This is a genomic window from Enterobacter sp. T1-1 (assembly GCF_000710795.1).
Taxonomy (GTDB): domain Bacteria; phylum Pseudomonadota; class Gammaproteobacteria; order Enterobacterales; family Enterobacteriaceae; genus Enterobacter; species Enterobacter cloacae.
Genome location: NZ_JALW01000051.1, coordinates 26,250 through 43,872 on the forward strand (window position 1 = coordinate 26,250; position 17,623 = coordinate 43,872).

The window sequence follows — 17,623 nt, forward strand, 5'->3', positions numbered from 1 at the left end:
CCTCAATGGCCTGAATGACTCTTTTCAGGCTGACGCATACGCTCCAGCGCACCGGTAATATTGGCTTCGGAATCAATCATGAACAGACCGCTAACCACCACCGACTCCCCTTCGTTGAGGCCGGATCCTACGGCGGACTGCTGCTGGGATTCGTGCAGAACGTGGATCTGCTTCGGCACAAACCGCCCTTCCGCGTCAACGGTGATGACCCGCTGTTCTTTACCCGTATCGATAACGGCCTGGGAGGGGATCAACAGCATCTCCTGGCTTTGGGTGTTCAGCTTCAGATATGCATTCATGCCCGGCTTGAGCCGTTCGTCTTTGTTGGAAACCTGCAAGCGAACCTGCAGCGTACGGGTGGCAGGATCGACGCTTGGCAAAATGTTCCATTTTTCAACGTGAAACGATGTATCCGGGTACGCCGGGACCGAAATGTCAAACTGCGAGGAGTCTTTCAGCAGATACGCGATGGATTCAGGTATGGCCGCGCTGATCCACACCGGATCCATCCCCTGAATCTGTGCCACAACCTTATCTTTCGAAATATTCATCCCGGTACGCAGGTCAAAGCCGGTGATCACCCCGTCAATGGGGGCTTTGATGGTAAACCGGGTCTGGACCGTGCGGGTCGAGCGTAACCTTTGAATATCCGCTTCCGGCATGCCTGCCAGACGAAGCCGTTCAAGCACCCCTTTCAGCTGCGTGGGCGTGCCACCGGTGCCGGACAACAGAAGGAACTCACTCTGCGCTTCCACCCACTCCGGAATGGTGATATCGATGAGCGGCGTACCTTTCTTCACACGATCGCCTGTCGTCAGGGGATACACTTTCTCCACAAAGCCTTCGGATCGTGCCTGCACAATCACAAACTGATATTCGTTATAACTGACGTTGGCCGGGATGGTCTGGGCATAATTCAGCGTGCCGCGGGTCACTTTTTGCGTTTTTAATCCCAGGTTCTGAACCTGCGTCGGATCAATACGGATACCGGCACCGTTTTTATCGTCATTCTCATCCGCGTATTTAGGGACCAGATCCATATCCATAAACGGCGATTTACCGGGTTTATCGAATTTAACGTCGGGCTTCATCGGGTCATACCAGAAAAGCACCTTTCGTTCCGGCGGGGTAATTTCTTTTTTTTCTGCAGCATAAATATACTGCCACGCCGTCACTGCAATCAGCCCTCCCGCAAGAAGGCTGCCGATTATCATTGCAGCATATTTAACCTTTAACGATGCCATGCCGTGTCTCGCTATTTAATGCTCTTGAGTAAAGAGATATTGCCCTGCTGCACAAAAGAAAATTTCACGCGGTTGCCGACTTTTACGGCCTTAATACTTTCGTCTGCGTCAGTAAAGGTGAAACGCATGGTCATGGCGGGCCAGCCAATTTCCGGGATGGCTTCATGAGCGATCGTTACCTTTTTGTTTGTGAGATCAACGCCCTTCACGATGCCAGTCCCGGAGACAACCTGCTCTGTGGCCCCTTCGCCGGCAGCACTCATCTCTGCATGCTGATGAACCTCGGCCTGCAGGCCGGCAGAAAACATCATGGAGATCGCACCGAATACAACGGCCTTCATTGAATTACGCATATTATTTTCCTGTTGAGTTAATTATGGTTATTCGACCCAACCGCCGCCCAGCGCGGTGAAGAGATTAATTTCATTAACCTGTCGGGCATAAATAAGGTCGAGAATGTTTTGCTGCGTGGAAAACAGCGCGCGTTCCGCGTCTAATACTTCGATATAACTGACCGCACCGCGGGTATATAACCCTCTGGCACGCTGCAGGGTGATGTTTAGCGAATCAAGATACCGCTGTTGCGCAGCAAGCTGCTGGCTGAGGCTGTCCCGCAGTGCGAGCGCGTCGGCGACCTGTTTAAAGGCGGACTGAATTTTTTGTTCGTAATTTACAACCGACTGCTGCTGGCGAATTTCGGCCAGCTTCAGGTTGGCTTTATTCCTGCCCGCATTAAAAATGGGAATGTCTATTTTGGGAATAAAATTCCACATGCCGCTGCCGGACGTGAAGAGGCCAGATAATTCCGTGCTGCCCGTTGAAAGCCCGCTGGTCAGGGAGATGGACGGGAAAAAGGCAGCGCGCGCCGCGCCAATATTCGCATCGGCCGCTTTAAGCTGATACTCCGCTTCCATAATATCCGGGCGCTGCAGCAATATTGCCGATGAAAGATGGGGTGGTAGTTGTACCGGCACAATATCGCTGGCGTTCATTCCGCCGTCGCCCGGTAGCGCGCGATACGTTCCGAGGACCAGCTGCAGGGCATTATTGGCCTGTGCCAGCTCCCCCTCTCTTTTGGCAATTTCTGCCCGGGTACTTTCGATCTGCCCCCGGGCCTGTTCCAGCGCCAGCACGTTCGTGCTTCCCGTCACCAGCTGTTGCTCAACGAAGGCGTAAGACTGCTGATAATTTGACAGCGTATCCCGCGCGATACGCAGCTGTTTGTAGACCAGCTGCTGGTTGAAATAGCTCTGGGATACATTAGCGATAAGCAAAATATGCACGGCACGACGGGCTTCTTCGCTGGCGAAAAAGTTTTGTCGGTCGGCATCGCTCATGTTCTTTAGCTTGCCAAAAAAGTCGAGTTCGTAGCTAAGCGCAAGTCCCGCGTCGTACTGCTGGGAAGTGGGTTTGTCACTCTTAAGCCCCCCGCTGTAAGTGATGCCCGAGGAGGCGTTCAGTTGAGGATAACGATCCGCATCCGTCACGTTGAACTGCGCCCGGGCCTCTTCAACCTTCAGCGCGGCCATTTTTATATCGCGGTTGTTCTTCAGGGCCTCTGTAATCAATCCCGCGATTTGCGGATCGACGAAGAAGTTGCGCCAGCCGGTGTCCTGATACATGCCCTCCACGGGCGTCAGGCTGTTACGCGACAGCGAAAACTGCTGGGGTACCGGTGACGTCGGGCGCTGGTATTCAGGGGCCAGCGAGACGCATCCTGTCAGGATAAATACCGTAGTGATGCTTAGTCGTTTTAGCAGGAACATAGCGGTTCAGATGAATTCCAGAGTATTTTTAGGGCTACTCTACTGAACGCGTCCTGTTTGACGGGTGACAGGATAATGACAATGTTGTCATTTATGGCGTAAGTCATTGTTAACGGTCACGGGTGCAATAGAATGTGCTGAGCAGCCAGTCGGGGAAGCGTGATGAAAATATTGATTGTTGAAGACGAAATTAAAACCGGTGAGTACCTCAGCAAAGGGCTTACGGAAGCGGGGTTTGTGGTGGACCGCGCTGACAACGGCCTGACCGGCTACCATCTCGCCATGACCGCCGATTATGACCTGCTCATTCTGGATATCATGCTTCCTGATGTGAACGGCTGGGATATCATCCGCATGCTCCGCTCTGCCGGAAAGGGAATGCCGGTCCTGTTGCTGTCGGCTCTCGGCACCATTGAGCACCGGGTGAAAGGCCTGGAACTGGGGGCGGATGATTACCTGGTTAAGCCCTTTGCCTTTGCTGAGCTGCTCGCCCGGGTCAGAACGCTGTTACGACGCGGCAATACGGTGATCGCCGAGAGCCAGTTTACGGTGGCAGATCTGAGCATCGACCTCGTATCAAGGAAGGTAAACCGCGCCGGAAACCGCATTCTGCTCACCAGCAAGGAGTTCAGCCTGCTGGAGTTTTTTGTTCGCCATCAGGGTGAAGTGCTGCCCCGCTCGCTGATTGCCGCGCAGGTCTGGGACATGAATTTCGACAGCGACACCAACGCGATTGACGTCGCGGTGAAGCGGTTACGCGCCAAAATCGATAACGATTATGAACCGAAGCTGATCCAGACGGTACGCGGCGTGGGCTATATGCTGGAGGTTCCGGATGCAGAGTAAGCCCGCCAGACGCCCCTTCTCCCTGGCTCTGCGCCTGACGTTCTTTATCAGCCTCTCCACCATTCTGGCTTTTTTCGCGTTTACCTGGTTTATGCTCCACTCCGTTGAAAAGCACTTTGCCGAGCAGGATATCAGTGATTTGCAACAAATCAGCCGCGCCATGCACCGCATACTGCAGTCACCCGCGGATCCGGATGAAAAGAAAATCAGCAAAATAAAAGAGTCGCTGGCCAGCTATCGCAACGTTGCCGTCCTGCTGCTCGATCCCCGTGGCAATGTGCTCTTCAGCTCACAGGGTGAGGCCATCCGGCCAGCGGTGAATACCGCGGATTTCAGCGCCCATCGCCGCGCGCAGGATGTCTTTCTCTGGACGGTGGAGGATGCAGGCAAGGCGATGCACGCCGGGTCCGACATGAAGACGGAAACATACCGGATTATCGCCTCTTCCGGCACGGCGACATTGCAGGGAAAAGAACAACACTATCTCATGCTGATCGGCCTCTCCATTAATTTTCATCTTCACTACCTCGAGGCGCTGAAAAAGAACCTGATTGCCATCGCGGTGGCGATCAGCCTGCTGATTATTCTGCTCATTCGCATCGCGGTACGTCAGGGACACCTGCCCCTGCGTAACGTCAGCAATGCGATAAAAAATATCACCTCAGAGAATCTGGATGCGAGGCTTGAGCCGTCGCGGGTGCCGGTTGAGCTGGAGCAGCTGGTGATCTCGTTTAACCACATGATTGAAAAAATTGAGGATGTCTTTACCCGTCAGGCAAATTTCTCTGCCGATATCGCCCATGAGATCAGAACCCCGATCACCAATCTGGTAACGCAAACGGAAATTGCGTTAAGCCAGAACCGCTCGCCGAAAGAGCTGGAGGATGTGCTGTACTCAAGCCTTGAAGAGTACAACCGGATGACCCGAATGGTCAGCGATATGCTGTTCCTGGCCCAGGCGGATAATAATCAGCTGATCCCTGACCGGGTAACCTTTGATTTGAGCGCAGAGGTGATAAAAGTCTTTGATTTCTTCGAGGCCTGGGCGGAAGAACGCCATATCACGCTGCGTTTTAACGGCACGCCCTGCCTGATAGAAGGCGATCCGCAGATGTTCCGGAGAGCCATCAATAACCTGCTCTCCAATGCCCTGCGCTATACGCCGGACGGAGAAACGGTGACCGTGTTGGTAAACGAAAAGGGAAACGCGTGCGAGCTGATCGTTGCCAACCCCGGCAAGCCGATCCCTGAGGCGCATTTGCCCCGGCTGTTCGACCGCTTTTACCGGGTGGATCCGTCCAGACAGCGAAAAGGCGAAGGCAGCGGGATCGGCCTGGCGATTGTGAAATCCATCATCACCGCGCATCACGGCAACGTGCGTGTGGAATCCGATGCTGTGTCGACCCGTTTTATATTATCGGTGCCGCGACTGATGGCACACCGCTAGCACCTTCTCTCTGAGCCACCGGTGGCCCGGATCCTGTTCCATCCGCGGGTGCCACATCTGCGATACGGTAATGGTCCGGGTGTTGAACGGCAGTTCAAAGATGTGCACATTCTCGCTCATCGGTTGATTGAGCAGATACAATGCCGGGACCATCGCAATCAGATCGGACGCCAGCGCCACGGATAACGCAGTCGGAAAACCGGGCACCACGCTGGCGATTTTGCGTTTCATCCCCCGCGCGGCCAGGGCATCATCAACAAAACCGTGTGATGAGCCATTTGGCGCGGTCACCACATGACCCCAGGCGACGTAATCCTCAAGGCTGACTGCTGGCAGCACCGCCAGTGGATGTCCTTTGCGCACCGCGCCAACAAAGCGGTCCTCAAAGAGCCGCTGCAGACGAATTTCGGGCCCCATGTTGCTCTGCACACCAATTTCCAGGTCAACCAGCCCCTCCCGCAGATAACGCGACGTTTTCTCCGGTTTTGGGGCAAAGCGGATGCAGACATCCGGCGCCGCTTCCGCAACGGCCGCAATCAGCAACGGGCCAAACGCCACCACAAAGCCATCATTGGCTCTGACAGTAAACACCCGTTCAAGATTTTCTGCCCGGAAGGTGTCCGTTGAAGGCTGTAGCACCGCCCTTGCCTCATGCAGCGCATTTCTGGCGCGATCCCGGGTGGCTTCGGCCCACGGAGTCAGCACCATCTGACGCCCGGCCCGCACCAGAATCGGATCGCCGGTGACCTCACGAAGCCTGCTCAGCGTGCGGCTCATGGCTGAGGTGCTCAGGTTAAGACGCCGCGCCGCCCCCGCCACGCTGGCTTCAGCCAGCAGGATGTCGAGTGCGACAAGCAAGTTGAAATCAGGAACGGTCACAAAACCTCCTCATACAGGGCGTTTGATGCAACGTATAAGTGCAAATGCTGCGTCTTCCGCCCTGTATAACCCATTACTATAGTGTCGTCATCAACATTCTTGCCTGGAGATAACACGATGACGCTCTTTTCAAACCAACCCGGCGACGAAGGGTTACCGGGACATGAACGCGCCCGGGTGATGGCTGCGGTGATGACCACCACGTTGATGGGCGTCTTCGATGGCACCATGATCAACATTGCCCTGCCATCAATGGCCAGCGCGATGCAGGTGCCCGCGAACGTCGCAGTCTGGTTCGCCAACGGTTACCTGCTGTCTGCGGCAATGACGTTAGCCATCTTCGCCGCACTCGCCGCGCGCGTGGGTTACCGCCCGGTGTTTCTGGCAGGACTGGCTACGTTTACCCTGACCTCGCTCGGCTGCGCGCTGGCAACAACGCCGGAAATGCTGATCGGGATGCGTATTTTGCAGGGTATCGGCGGCGCGGCCACGCTGAGTATTGCCCCGGCGATCCTGCGCTCGGTATTCCCGGGACGGCTGCTTGGCCGCATTCTGGGGCTGCACGCCCTGCTTATCGCCGCCAGCACCGCTATTGCGCCGGTGCTGGGCGGAACAATACTCGACGTACTGAGCTGGCAATGGCTGTTCGCGATCAACATTATTCCCGGCACCGTTGCCCTGCTGCTGGCCTGGAAAGCGCTGCCGCGGGCGACGGCTTCTGATAGGTCCCCGTTTGACGTGCCCGGTGCCCTGTTGTCCGTGATCCTGCTGGGGTCGATGATCATGGCGGCAAACAGCGTAGAGAATAGAGCGCACGCCATCAGCACCGTTTGCTGGGCACTTGTCGCCACGGTCAGCCTCATCGCTTTTGTCTGGCATATCCGCCGCGCCCGGAGCCCCATCCTGCCGCCGGTGATATTCAGCAACGGACGGTTTACCCTCGCCGCGCTAACCTCGCTGGCCTCGTTTGTGAGTCAGGGCATTACCTTTATCGCGCTGCCGTTTCTGTTTCAGAGCGTGTACGGCTATAGCCCGGCGATCTCCGCTTTACTGTTCACCCCCTGGCCGATAGGTATCGTACTCATTGCGCCGCACGCGGGCCGTTGGGCAGACACGATCTCCGCCCCGTTGATCTCCACGCTTGGACTGATGATTTTTGTCGTTGGGTTGATTTTGCTGGCGACGCTGCCTGCCAGCCCTTCAGCCTGGGATATCTGTCTCAGGAGCCTGGTGTGCGGTATCGGCTTTGGCTGTTTCCAGAGTCCCAATAACCGTGAAATGCTCTCTAACGTTGCCCGGGAGTACGCCAGCTATGCTTCCGGGGTGTTGTCCATCGTCAGAACGTTCGGCCAGTGTCTCGGTGCCGCCGTGGTGGGAGTTTTGCTGGCTGCGACCGCAGGGTCAGATCATCAAATGCTGGATGGCGGTGCCGTTCATATTGCGCTGTGGATCGCGGTGATCGCGTCAACTGCGTCAGTATTATTTAGCGTTAGCCGACTGCGTCGCGCGCGACAGGCTACGGCATAAATGCCAGGGCAGCGTCCTGCGACGCTGCCCCCATATTTACTCCAGCGCCAGCAGCGCAAAACTCGCCAGCCAGTGCCCACCGCTGTAGTGGCTGCCGACAACATGCCCGACGCTCGCCTTCAGGTGTTTTGCCACCGCATCACGCAGCGCCTGCTGCGCCGGATGATCCTCCGGCAGCGCACTGGCAATATGCTTCATGCACCAGGCGCGGCTGAGGTTTAATCCGTCCAGATGCGCAATTTTGGGGTCGGTACGGTCGCTCACTTCTGCCGGGTTCATCAGCGCTGAAACAGCCCCGATATTCGGCAGAAACGCCTCGAACCAGGCCGGGAAATTCTCCGCGACCTTGCTCATCAGCAGAGCCTCTGTCAGCGCGCCGGACACATACTCATCACCACCCGGTTCATAGTGAGCCGGATACTGGGTATCCGCGAGATAAAACCGCGTCGCCGCCTCCAGAATGGCACTCTCCAGCGCGTTATCTTCCACCGCCCGGGCGTAATCGATCCCCAGCGCGAGGGCAAACGCGGTGTTGTAATGCGTGCCAACCCGGATCGGGTACGTCAGCTTACTGAGGTAATCCACCAGACGGTTGCGAATGTCCTGCGTTAACGGCGCAAGCGTCTGATACCAGCCTGCCGCCTGCGGCAGCGATGACTGTTTCAGCTCCTGGGCCAGTGCCAGCAGCCAGCCGTAACCATACGGACGCTCGAACGAGGCGCGGAACGGCGCGTTGAAATAGGCCAGCTCCTGCGCCACGTTTTCTGGCGTGAGATGGTCGGCAAACAGCGTGATAATGTCATCCCGGCACGACAGTTCCGGGTAGAGGCGCAGGCAGCGCAGCAGCAGCCAGTAGCCGTGTACCGCCGAGTGCCAGTCAAAACAGCCATAAAAAATGGGATGCAGTTCGCGCGGCGGCAGGACGTCCCCGTCATCATTGAGCAGATGCATAATGTGGTTCGGGTATTCCTGGCGCAGATAGGTCAAAGGCATTCTGGCAAAAGCATCAGCCTGGTGTTGCGTTAATTCCATCACAGCTCCTTAGGTTGCCACGCTTAGCGAAACACGAGGAAGTACATTAAGAACACGTTGACCACCAGCAGGGTTAACGCGGTCGGGATCTGGATCTTAATGACCTGATATTTGTCTTTCAGCTCCAGTAACGCGGCGGGAACAATGTTGAAGTTCGCCGCCATCGGCGTCATCAGCGTGCCGCAATAGCCAGCGTACATACCAATCGCCAGCAGCGGTGCCGGATTACCGTGATGCACGTGGATCAGAAACGGTAAGGCGATACCGGCGCTGAGCACCGGGAAGGCCGCAAAGGCATTACCCATGATCATGGTGAACAGCGCCATGCCGACGCAGTAAATCACCACCAGCATAAAGCGGCTGTCCGGATTCACAAACAGGCTGACCACCTTCTGCACGGAGTTGCCGGTATTGGCCACCACAAAAACCCCGCCCAGCATGGCCAGCATCTGCGGCAGGATCACCGCCCAGCCAATGGTATCCACCAGGCGGCGAGACTGACGGACGGCATGCAGCGGCGTACCTTTTGTCAGCCACCAGCCGGTAAGGATGGCCGCCACACAGGCCACGCACAGCGCCGCCAGCGTGAGCTGTTTTTGATCGAGCAGGTAAACCCCGCCAATCGACACCCCTTTCAGGAACAGCGTGCCGATAACCGTCACTACCGGGATCATCAGGGCCGGTAAAAACAGCCAGTTTTTCAGCCGGTTTGATGAGGCAATACGCTCAGGCTCACTGGCCATTTTGTACTGTCCTTTACCGACCAGCCCAAAGCCTGCCAGAAGGGCAATTACAATCACGGCTCCGCCAATGATCCGGTACGCCAGCGAGCGGCCCAGCTCCTGCACCATCAGGTCACCGAACAGGAAGATCCCACCGAACAGAAACCAGAACAGCGCAGTGGTAAAACGTTTGGGGTTGGCGCGATCGCGCAGGGTCATGACCACCAGCAACATCACGACGAAGCCAATCAGGTAGTACACGCGATTAATGGTGAGCAGTGTCATCATGGCGCGATCTCCTGCGTTCCCTGCCCGGCTTTCCACGCCATCACGTCACGGCGGATGCTGGCATCCAGCCTCAGCAGACGCGTCATATGAATAATCAATGCCGCAATCGCCGTCGGGATCGCCCACAGGCCGATATGCAGCGGTTCAATACCCTGAATACCGTTCTCCTTCAGGAAAGCGTCGATCAGCAGCACCGCCCCGAAGGCGATAAAGATATCCTCGCCAAAGAACACCGCGATATTGTCGCACGCGGCGGCATGGGCTTTGATTTTGTCGCGAATATGCTGGGGCAGTTCGCCGTATTCGTTCAGCGCCGCCCCTTCGGCCATCGGTGCCAGCAGCGGACGCACCGTCTGGGCATGACCGCCCAGCGACATCAGCCCCAGCGCGGCCGTCCCCTCGCGGGCGACAAAATAGATCATCAGAATACGCGCCGAAGTGGCGCTGGCGATCTTCGCCACCCACGCCTGTGCGCGCTCTTTTAGACCGTAATATTCCAGCAGACCAATAACCGGCAGGATCAGAATGAATGTAGCCAGAGAGCGGCTGTTGACGAACTTCTCGCCGAAGGTTTCCAGCAGCATGCCGAAATCCATCCCAACCAGCAGACCCGTCGCCAGCCCCGCTACCACGACCACCAGTAGCGGGTTGAAGCGCAGGGCAAAACCAATAACCACCACCGGGATCCCGATAAGCGGCAACAGTGTAGAACCGTCCATAAACGTTACCCTATCCAAAGTGAGCGTTGCGCGCCGACGGCTATTTTTTTAATTTGCGGCGAGCGATGTTGTGTTTTCCGTCAGGCTTCGAAAACCTGCGTTAAAAAGCTATATCTGAACCGCAAAAACATGTAAACAATTTATCAATAAAATGTTCTTATTTTATCGATGAGTTTACATTTCCGGGCAACAGCCACACTCCCGTAAGGAACGTTATGACCCTGAAGAAAAGTGCTGCATCAATGAATCACGACGACATTAACGACGGCCGGATCGTCTCCTCCCGCCATCTGGTTTCCGAGCGCTGCGCGGAGCTATCGGAGCTGGAGTACGCGCTGATCATGACCAGTAACGCGTTCAATAAATGGATGGTGCGCTGCATGACCGCGGCCGGTGAGCCGGATATGGGGGCCTTTGACGTCTCGCTTTTGCATCATGTGAATCACCGCAATCGCAAGAAGAAGCTGGCCGATATCTGTTTTGTGCTCAACGTGGAAGACACCCACGTGGTGACCTACGCGTTGAAAAAGCTGGTCAAGGCGGGCTACGTCACCAGTGAAAAGGCAGGAAAAGAGCTTTTCTTCTCCACCACCGAGGCGGGAAAAGCACTGTGCATGAAATACCGGGATGTGCGCGAAGCGTGTCTGATCAACATACATGCCGAAAGCGGGATTTCGGGTGCCGCTATCGGTGACACCGCCCAGCTGCTGCGCACCATTTCATCCCTGTATGACACCGCCGCACGGGCGGCGGCATCACTTTGACATCACGGGCGTCTGAAGAGAGTAATACTGCGCCCCGCCAGTTCGTAATCCACGGTCCGGGTGATGACCTCGCCCGTGGCAACTTCCCCCGCCGTGGAGAGTTCCAGCACCCAGCCTCCTTCACCAAACTGCGGGATCTGGAACGACACGGCGCCTTCGAACGGGTTGAACAGCATCAGCACGTCGTGCCAGATCCCCTCCTCCTGGATGAGATCGGGCCGGCTGATGGAGACGCCGATTGTCGAGCCTTCCTCCCATTGCTCAGACTGCTGCGGTCCTCCTCCGGCGTTAAACCAGCGGATCTCAAGACCGTCTCGCCAGCTCTCCCGGCGCAGCAGCGGCTGTTTCGCGCGAAGCGCAATCAGGTGCCGGGTAAACTCGCGCAGCGCGACGTCGTTTTCTGACAACCCTTTCCAGTTGATCCAGGAGATCTCGCTGTCCTGGCAATAGCCGTTGTTGTTCCCTTTTTGCGTCCGGCCAAACTCATCCCCGGCCAGCAGCATCGGTGTACCGTGGGAGAACAACAGCGTGGTGAGGAAGTTCCGTTTCTGCCGTTCACGGGTGGCAATAATGTCGGGGTTCTCGGTCGGGCCTTCCTCGCCATAGTTATACGCGCGGTTATCGTTATGCCCGTCGTTGTTCTCTTCACCATTATCGGCGTTGTGTTTCTCGTTGTACGACACCAGATCGTTCAGCGTGAAGCCGTCATGCGCGGTAATAAAGTTGACGCTGGCCCACGGGCGACGCCCGCGTAAATCATAGAGATCGCCCGAGCCCAGCAGGCGGGCGGCAAAATCAGTGGGAACGTTATCGCCCCGCCAGTATTCACGAACGGTATCGCGATATTTGTCGTTCCACTCGCCCCAGCCGGGCGGGAAGCCGCCCACCTGATAGCCGCCGGGGCCGATATCCCAGGGCTCACCGATGAGCTTGAGTTTTGATAAAACCGGATCCTGGGTCATGGCATCAAAGAAGCCACCGCGCGGATCGAACCCTTCTGGCTCGCGCCCCAGTATCGTGCCCAGATCGAAGCGAAAACCGTCGATATGCATCGATTCCGCCCAGTAGCGCAGCGAATCCATGATCATCTGCAGCACACGCGGGTGTGAGGTGTTCACCGTATTCCCCGTGCCGGTGTCATTGATGTAATAGCGATGCTGATCCGGCAAGGTGCGGTAATAGCTGTAGTTATCGATACCCTTGAACGAGAGCGTCGGGCCAAGCTCATTGCCCTCTGCCGTGTGGTTATAGACCACGTCCAGAATCACCTCGATACCCGCGTCATGGTAGGCGCGGACCATATCGCGAAAACCCTGGATCCCCGCCGGGCCGTAATAGCGTGACGCGGGCGCAAAAAAGCCCAGCGTGTTATAGCCCCAGAAATTCTTCAGGCCGCGGTCCAGCAGGTGCTGATCGTCCGGGAACCAGTGAACCGGCAGCAGCTCGACGGCGGTGATACCCAGACTTTTGATGTAATCGACCGAGGCTTTATGCCCCATGCCTTCAAAGGTGCCGCGCAGCTCGGGCGGTATCGCCGGGTTGAGCTGGGTAAAGCCTTTCACATGGCTCTCATAGACCACGGTATGCGGCCAGGGGATCGCTGGCCGCTGATGGTCCTGCCAGTCAAACGCATTCGGATCGATGACCCTGCATTTTGGGGTGAACGGCGCGCTGTCCCGCGTATCAAAGCTCAGATCCAGCGCATCATGACCCAGTTCGTAGCCAAAATGGGCATCATTCCAGTCGATATCGCCCACCAGTTCACGGGCATAGGGATCGATGAGCAACTTATGCGGGTTAAAGCGATGCCCGTTTTCCGGATCATAAGGCCCGTAGACGCGATAGCCATACAGCGCGCCGGGCTGGAGGTCGGGCACATAGCCGTGCCAGATCTCGTGGGTATATTCCGGCAGCTCCAGACGGGCGATTTCCGTTTTACCGGAGGGGTCAAACAGACAGAGCTCCACCCGCTCGGCGTGAGCAGAAAAAAGCGCGAAGTTAACCCCTTTCCCGTCATAATTTGCACCCAGCTGCTGGCCATGACCGGCCCGTATGTCAAACGTATTTTCCTTTGCCATTTTCGTTCTCCACGATTATTCGCAGGTAAGCAGAACTAACAAACTTCCTGTTTCAGACGTTAAATCCAGCGTCTCCCGCAGCGCCCGACGTTCAGCGGTAAACAGATCCCGGTAGCGTTTCCCGGAAAGCTCTTCGGGGATGACGACCGAAGTGTTGGCCCACAGCGTTTCGTTTGTGGGGCTAGCAAAAACCAGACGCGGTACGGCAACAATCAGCGCCTCCCCGTCCTTCACGCGCGCATAGACAATCAGGTTTTCCTCGCGCTCGCCGCTGACCTTCAGCGGCAGCCAGTCGCCGTACTGGAAGAGCGATAAATAGTGCTGCCGGACGCGTAACAGCGTGGCGGTGACATACTGCTTCACCCTGCCGTTTCGCCACTGTTGTTCGTCGGCAAAGAGCTTTGCGTCGGCGCTGCTCAGGTTTTGCCTCAGCGTGGCGAAATCCGGCTCCAGCCGGTTATCCGGGTCGACCAGGCTAAAATTAAGCGCCTCGCTTCCCTGATAGATGTCTGGTACGCCCGGCGCCGTCAGTTTGATCACCGTCTGGCTCAGGCTGTTCATCAGCCCGGCGCGGATAAAAGGTTGCAGGGAGGACGAGAAATCATGCAGGAACAGCGTGTTCTCAGGGGACAGCAAGTGCCGGACGTAATTCAGCACCACGCTCTCATAGCTCTCATTGCTGTCGATCCAGTCGGTACGCTGTTTGGCCTCGCGCAGGGCTTTCTCAATAAACCCGAGGAAACGCGCTACGAGAGACTTCAGCCCTTCACTATCGTCAGGCGACAACGTTGCAGGCCAGACGCCCGCCAGCGCCTGGTAGATCATCCAGGTATCGGCCGCGTTTGGCGCGGTACCGTCATTGAGAAAACGCACCTGGGTCTGGTTCATCTGCCGCCAGCGCGCCAGATTTTCACCCCACTGTTCCGGGGCTTCCGTCAGGGTGTAGAGGCGCGCCCGCGCGTCTTCCCCGCGCTTGGTGTCGTGCGTGGAGGTCCCCAGCAGCGCATCGGGCTGACGGGCCAGACGGATGCGCATCTCCTGGTGAAAGCGGGATAACGAGAATGCGCGCGGGGTGGGATCGGCCCCCACTTCGTTCAGGGCGAGCTCGAGGTTATGGCGGAAAAAGAGCGTATCTTCCACCGATTTCGCCATCAGCGGCCCGGTAAGCTGCTGGAAGCGGGTTCTGAACAGCGAGGCCGCATCGCGGCTGCTGGCGTCCAGGTCGCCGGTGAGGATCCTCACCAACAGGCTTAACGCCGGTTCCGGTGCGTCGACGCTGGCGACAACGCGGTTCAACAGCGCGACATCCGGGGCGGTTAACCCGTCGGCGGTGCCGTAGGTGCGGTAGACCGGAAACGCAATCAGCAGTTCGCGCAGCGTGTAGCGTATGTCGTCCTGCGGCACGTCAATGTCGTTGCATCGGGCAAGGTCGGTGGCAATGTTAAGCAGCGTTGTGAATTCACCCTCAAAATTGCGATCGGTCATCAGCCCTTTAGCGTTGCGAAGTTCCGCATGGCGATCGACCGTTACGCCCAGCGTCTCGTCGTGGATTTTTTCCAGCCGCCCGAGGTTATTATCGTCGACCAGCACTTCGGCCAGCGAGGCGATAAACTCATATCCGGTGGTGCCGGATACCGGCCATTCCACAGGCAGTTGTTCCCCTTTGGCGAGAATTTTTTCCACCGTGATATAACAGTCGGGACCGGTAGCCTGCCGTAACCGCTGCAGGTAACCCAGCGGGTCGGCCAGCCCGTCGATATGGTCAATGCGCAACCCGTCGACAATGCCGGTATGCACGAGCTCGAGGATCAGGCGATGCGTATCCTGAAACACCCCCTCGTCTTCCACTCTGACGCCCACCAGGCCGGTAATTTCAAAAAAGCGCCGCCATGAGAGCTGTTTCGGCGCTTCCCGCCAGGACATCAGCCGCCAGCTCTGCGCCTCGTGGATCGCCTCGATGCTTTTCTCCGCAGCCCATGTTCCGGGGTTAAGCGGATAGGCTGTGTCATAGTAGACCAGCGCGGCCTCATCGGTGACACTGTCACGTTTCAGAGTAATTGCCCCCTTCTCCAGCTCGGCCTCAAAGGTGTCGCCAAGGAACGGCAGCGTCAGCGGGCGCGACCAGTCGATATCAAAATAGTGCGCGTAACGGCTTTGCTGACCAAACGCGATAACGTCCCGCCACCAGCGGTTTTGCAGCGAGGTCGACATATGGTTAGGGACGATGTCCAGAATGAGCCCCATTCCCGCCTGCCTGAGTGCCGCCGTCATGCGGTCGAAACCGGCGCGCCCGCCAATGGCAGGATCGATTTCGTTAGGATCGGTAACGTCATAACCGTGGGTTGAACCGGTGGTGGCGGTAAATATCGGTGAGGCATAGAGATGGCTGATCCCGAGGTCTTTAAGGTATGGCACCAGCTCCACCACGCGGTCAAAGGTCATGCCATTGCGGAACTGTATTCGGTATGTGGCACAAGGGATCATGATGCGTCTCCATCTGCAAAACGAACGACAATGCTGTTCGGCGCTAACACCTCAGCGGCCTCCGGCCAGCTAAAGAGCGTTTCGCCTGCCAGCGCAGGAACGTCAACGGGCTTATTACCGATATTCAGCGCCAGCGACAATGTACCCGTCGGGAAAGACCAGCTCACCGCCACCATACCGGGAGCGGTCTTAACGATTTTGCCCTCAACGGTGCCGCCAGGGCGAAGTAACGGCACAAGATAGCGATGCCGCAGGACCAGCAGGCTTCGCGTGAAGCGCAGCCAGGATTTACCCTGCGCAGTCGTCACGTTGTGCCAGTCCAGTTTTGAGCGGGCAAAAGTCTGCTCGTCATTCGGATCCGGTACATCGCCATCGTGTCCGCTGTGGCCGGTAAACTCTTTTGCCCGCCCTTCCCGCACGGCTTTCGCCAGATCGCCATGAAAATCCGTAAAGAACAGGAACGGGTTGGTTTCGCCATACTCTTCGCCCATAAACAGCAGCGGGATATGGGGTGACAGCAGCAGCGCGGCGAGCAGAACGCGGGTTTTATCCGCGCCCGCCAGGGTAATAAGCCGTTCGCCCTGAGCGCGGTTACCGGTTTGATCGTGGTTTTGAATAAAATCGACAAAGAAGGTCGGCGGCTGGGTGTGGCATTCCACCCCGCGTGAGTGTCCGGTCTGCAAAGAGACCTCACCCTGATAGACAAACCCTTCTGCGAGCGCTCTGGCGAATTTTTTCTCAGGTTCGAAGGCAAAATCCTGATAGTAGGCATGCGTTTCGCCGGTGGCAAAGACGTGGGCGGCGTTGTGGAAGTCATCATTCCACTCGGCGGTAAACAGCGGCGTGGCTCCCTTCTCATCCCGAGGATGCAGGAAAATCACGTTACGGCTGTCCTCGGTGGTGAGATGGATATGACGATCCGGGAGCGCTTCGCGGATCGTTTCCGCGATCTGCTGAAGAATATGTTTCGACGCCGTATCTTTAATCTGGTCGATGGCATCAAACCGTAAGCCATCCAGACGGTATTCAGTCAGCCAGAACAGGGGCGCGTCCAGAATGTAGTGTCTGACCGGCTCCCGTTCATAGGCGATACCGTTACCCCACGGCGTCATTCTCTGCGCATCAAAAAACGCGGGTGACAGCAAGGGTAAGTAGTTTCCTTCCGGGCCGAAATGGTTGAGTACGATATCCAGCACGACAGAAAGGCCCAGGCCGTGCGCCGCATCGATGAACGCGTGAAAATCCTCCGGCGTGCCGTAGGCGGAGTGCGGGGCATACAGCAATACGCCGTCATAGCCCCAGCCGCGGCTGCCGCCGAACTGTGAAACCGGCATAACTTCAAGCTGGGTGATGCCGAGTTCAGCCAGATACGGCAGCTTGTCGATAGCCGCCCGGAAGGTGCCCTGCGGTGTAAAGGTGCCAATATGCAGTTCGTAAATCACCGTCTCTTCCCACGGTCGCCCTGCCCAGTCTGGGTTGATGGGCTGATAGCGGCCGGGGTCAATCACCACGGAGGGGCCATTAACGTCCCCTTTCTGCGCCCGCGATGCGGGGTCAGGTACCGCCATGCCGTCCTGTAAAACGAACTGATACTCGGTGCCATGCGTCACGCCAGGTACGTCAATCTGGAACCAGCCGTTACCGACCGCCGTCATGGGCAGATCGCGTTCTGCCAGACGTAGCGTAAGTTGTTGTTGTCCCTCAGCCCAGACGCGAAAACGTACAACGTCACCGGAAATAAACTCAGCACCCCACTGCTTTTGAAATGTCCTGAATTCCATTCATTGTCCTCGAATGACCCACATTTTACGCGGAATGAAGTACAAG

General features: G+C 57.0%; 14 protein-coding genes. 4 read left to right on the plus strand and 10 right to left on the minus strand.

All coding sequences use genetic code 11. From position 1 onward, the window contains the following. Positions 1 to 2: 2 nt before the first annotated feature. Genes AK59_RS0116725 through AK59_RS0116735 form a run of 3 tightly spaced genes read right to left on the minus strand, consistent with a single transcriptional unit; the run spans position 3 to position 3,010 of the window. The gene (locus tag AK59_RS0116725) at positions 3 to 1,244 is read right to left on the minus strand and encodes an efflux RND transporter periplasmic adaptor subunit (RefSeq protein WP_029883297.1); all 1,242 of its coding nucleotides are present in this window, start codon (positions 1,242 to 1,244) and stop codon (positions 3 to 5) included. Positions 1,245 to 1,255: 11 nt separating this feature from the next. After that, the gene (cusF, locus tag AK59_RS0116730) at positions 1,256 to 1,597 is read right to left on the minus strand and encodes a cation efflux system protein CusF (protein ID WP_029883298.1); all 342 of its coding nucleotides are present in this window, start codon (positions 1,595 to 1,597) and stop codon (positions 1,256 to 1,258) included. 27 nt (positions 1,598 to 1,624) lie between these two features. After that, the gene (locus AK59_RS0116735) at positions 1,625 to 3,010 is read right to left on the minus strand and encodes an efflux transporter outer membrane subunit (RefSeq protein WP_029883299.1); all 1,386 of its coding nucleotides are present in this window, start codon (positions 3,008 to 3,010) and stop codon (positions 1,625 to 1,627) included. A 162-nt stretch (positions 3,011 to 3,172) separates the two neighbouring features. Here AK59_RS0116735 and AK59_RS0116740 point away from each other — a divergent pair, with 162 nt between their 5' ends. After that, positions 3,173 to 3,856 carry a copper/silver response regulator transcription factor gene (locus AK59_RS0116740; protein WP_029883300.1) on the plus strand — a complete coding sequence of 228 codons (684 nt, stop codon included), beginning with the start codon at positions 3,173 to 3,175 and terminating at the stop codon, positions 3,854 to 3,856. After that, positions 3,846 to 5,303, plus strand: coding sequence for a Cu(+)/Ag(+) sensor histidine kinase (locus AK59_RS0116745; RefSeq protein WP_029883301.1), 1,458 nt, complete (start codon positions 3,846 to 3,848; stop codon positions 5,301 to 5,303). The genes AK59_RS0116740 and AK59_RS0116745 overlap by 11 nt, the downstream gene beginning before the upstream one ends. Here AK59_RS0116745 and AK59_RS0116750 read toward each other — a convergent pair. Then, the gene (locus AK59_RS0116750; RefSeq protein ID WP_029883302.1) at positions 5,271 to 6,182 is read right to left on the minus strand and encodes a LysR family transcriptional regulator; all 912 of its coding nucleotides are present in this window, start codon (positions 6,180 to 6,182) and stop codon (positions 5,271 to 5,273) included. The two genes, AK59_RS0116745 and AK59_RS0116750, sit on opposite strands and share 33 nt — an antisense overlap. A gap of 117 nt (positions 6,183 to 6,299) precedes the next feature. On the opposite strand from AK59_RS0116750, the gene AK59_RS0116755 reads away from it, so the two are divergent. Next, complete coding sequence (locus AK59_RS0116755; protein ID WP_029883303.1) at positions 6,300 to 7,709, plus strand: MFS transporter; 1,410 nt, start codon at positions 6,300 to 6,302, stop codon at positions 7,707 to 7,709. A gap of 36 nt (positions 7,710 to 7,745) precedes the next feature. Here the strand turns inward: AK59_RS0116755 and AK59_RS0116760 are convergent, their stop codons facing one another. From AK59_RS0116760 to AK59_RS0116770, 3 genes are read right to left on the minus strand one after another with little or no spacing between them, the layout of a single operon-like run. Then, positions 7,746 to 8,741, minus strand: a complete 996-nt coding sequence (locus tag AK59_RS0116760; protein WP_029883304.1) for a DUF2891 domain-containing protein — start codon at positions 8,739 to 8,741, stop codon at positions 7,746 to 7,748. Between the two features lie 23 nt (positions 8,742 to 8,764). Continuing rightward, positions 8,765 to 9,751 carry a DUF979 domain-containing protein gene (locus tag AK59_RS0116765; protein WP_013096574.1) on the minus strand — a complete coding sequence of 329 codons (987 nt, stop codon included), beginning with the start codon at positions 9,749 to 9,751 and terminating at the stop codon, positions 8,765 to 8,767. Next, the gene (locus AK59_RS0116770; protein ID WP_023619610.1) at positions 9,748 to 10,470 is read right to left on the minus strand and encodes a DUF969 domain-containing protein; all 723 of its coding nucleotides are present in this window, start codon (positions 10,468 to 10,470) and stop codon (positions 9,748 to 9,750) included. The genes AK59_RS0116765 and AK59_RS0116770 overlap by 4 nt, the downstream gene beginning before the upstream one ends. A 215-nt stretch (positions 10,471 to 10,685) precedes the next feature. Here AK59_RS0116770 and AK59_RS0116775 point away from each other — a divergent pair, with 215 nt between their 5' ends. Next, a complete protein-coding gene (locus tag AK59_RS0116775) occupies positions 10,686 to 11,234 on the plus strand; it encodes a winged helix DNA-binding protein (protein ID WP_013096572.1) in 549 nt (182 codons plus the stop codon). A 2-nt stretch (positions 11,235 to 11,236) separates the two neighbouring features. Here AK59_RS0116775 and glgX read toward each other — a convergent pair whose 3' ends face one another. The 3 genes from glgX to treZ are packed head-to-tail and all read right to left on the minus strand — an operon-like array spanning position 11,237 to position 17,577. After that, entirely contained in the window at positions 11,237 to 13,312 is a 2,076-nt protein-coding gene (glgX, locus tag AK59_RS0116780) for a glycogen debranching protein GlgX (protein ID WP_029883305.1), read from the minus strand. A 15-nt stretch (positions 13,313 to 13,327) separates the two neighbouring features. After that, a complete protein-coding gene (treY, locus tag AK59_RS0116785) occupies positions 13,328 to 15,796 on the minus strand; it encodes a malto-oligosyltrehalose synthase (RefSeq protein ID WP_029883306.1) in 2,469 nt (822 codons plus the stop codon). Then, positions 15,793 to 17,577 (minus strand): malto-oligosyltrehalose trehalohydrolase, encoded by a 1,785-nt coding sequence (treZ, locus tag AK59_RS0116790; RefSeq protein WP_013096569.1) that lies wholly within the window; start codon positions 17,575 to 17,577, stop codon positions 15,793 to 15,795. Before treZ ends, treY begins: the two co-directional genes overlap by 4 nt. Positions 17,578 to 17,623 lie beyond the last annotated feature (46 nt).

What these genes read in the sequence shown, in the direction of transcription:
- AK59_RS0116725 (WP_029883297.1), bottom strand. Translation starts at nt 1,244, where the DNA reads ATGGCATCGTTAAAGGTTAAATATGCTGCAATGATAATCGGCAGCCTT.
- cusF (WP_029883298.1), bottom strand. Translation starts at nt 1,597, where the DNA reads ATGCGTAATTCAATGAAGGCCGTTGTATTCGGTGCGATCTCCATGATG.
- AK59_RS0116735 (WP_029883299.1), bottom strand. Translation starts at nt 3,010, where the DNA reads ATGTTCCTGCTAAAACGACTAAGCATCACTACGGTATTTATCCTGACA.
- AK59_RS0116740 (WP_029883300.1), top strand. Translation starts at nt 3,173, where the DNA reads ATGAAAATATTGATTGTTGAAGACGAAATTAAAACCGGTGAGTACCTC.
- AK59_RS0116745 (WP_029883301.1), top strand. Translation starts at nt 3,846, where the DNA reads ATGCAGAGTAAGCCCGCCAGACGCCCCTTCTCCCTGGCTCTGCGCCTG.
- AK59_RS0116755 (WP_029883303.1), top strand. Translation starts at nt 6,300, where the DNA reads ATGACGCTCTTTTCAAACCAACCCGGCGACGAAGGGTTACCGGGACAT.
- AK59_RS0116760 (WP_029883304.1), bottom strand. Translation starts at nt 8,741, where the DNA reads ATGGAATTAACGCAACACCAGGCTGATGCTTTTGCCAGAATGCCTTTG.
- AK59_RS0116765 (WP_013096574.1), bottom strand. Translation starts at nt 9,751, where the DNA reads ATGATGACACTGCTCACCATTAATCGCGTGTACTACCTGATTGGCTTC.
- AK59_RS0116770 (WP_023619610.1), bottom strand. Translation starts at nt 10,470, where the DNA reads ATGGACGGTTCTACACTGTTGCCGCTTATCGGGATCCCGGTGGTGGTT.
- AK59_RS0116775 (WP_013096572.1), top strand. Translation starts at nt 10,686, where the DNA reads ATGACCCTGAAGAAAAGTGCTGCATCAATGAATCACGACGACATTAAC.
- glgX (WP_029883305.1), bottom strand. Translation starts at nt 13,312, where the DNA reads ATGGCAAAGGAAAATACGTTTGACATACGGGCCGGTCATGGCCAGCAG.
- treY (WP_029883306.1), bottom strand. Translation starts at nt 15,796, where the DNA reads ATGATCCCTTGTGCCACATACCGAATACAGTTCCGCAATGGCATGACC.
- treZ (WP_013096569.1), bottom strand. Translation starts at nt 17,577, where the DNA reads ATGGAATTCAGGACATTTCAAAAGCAGTGGGGTGCTGAGTTTATTTCC.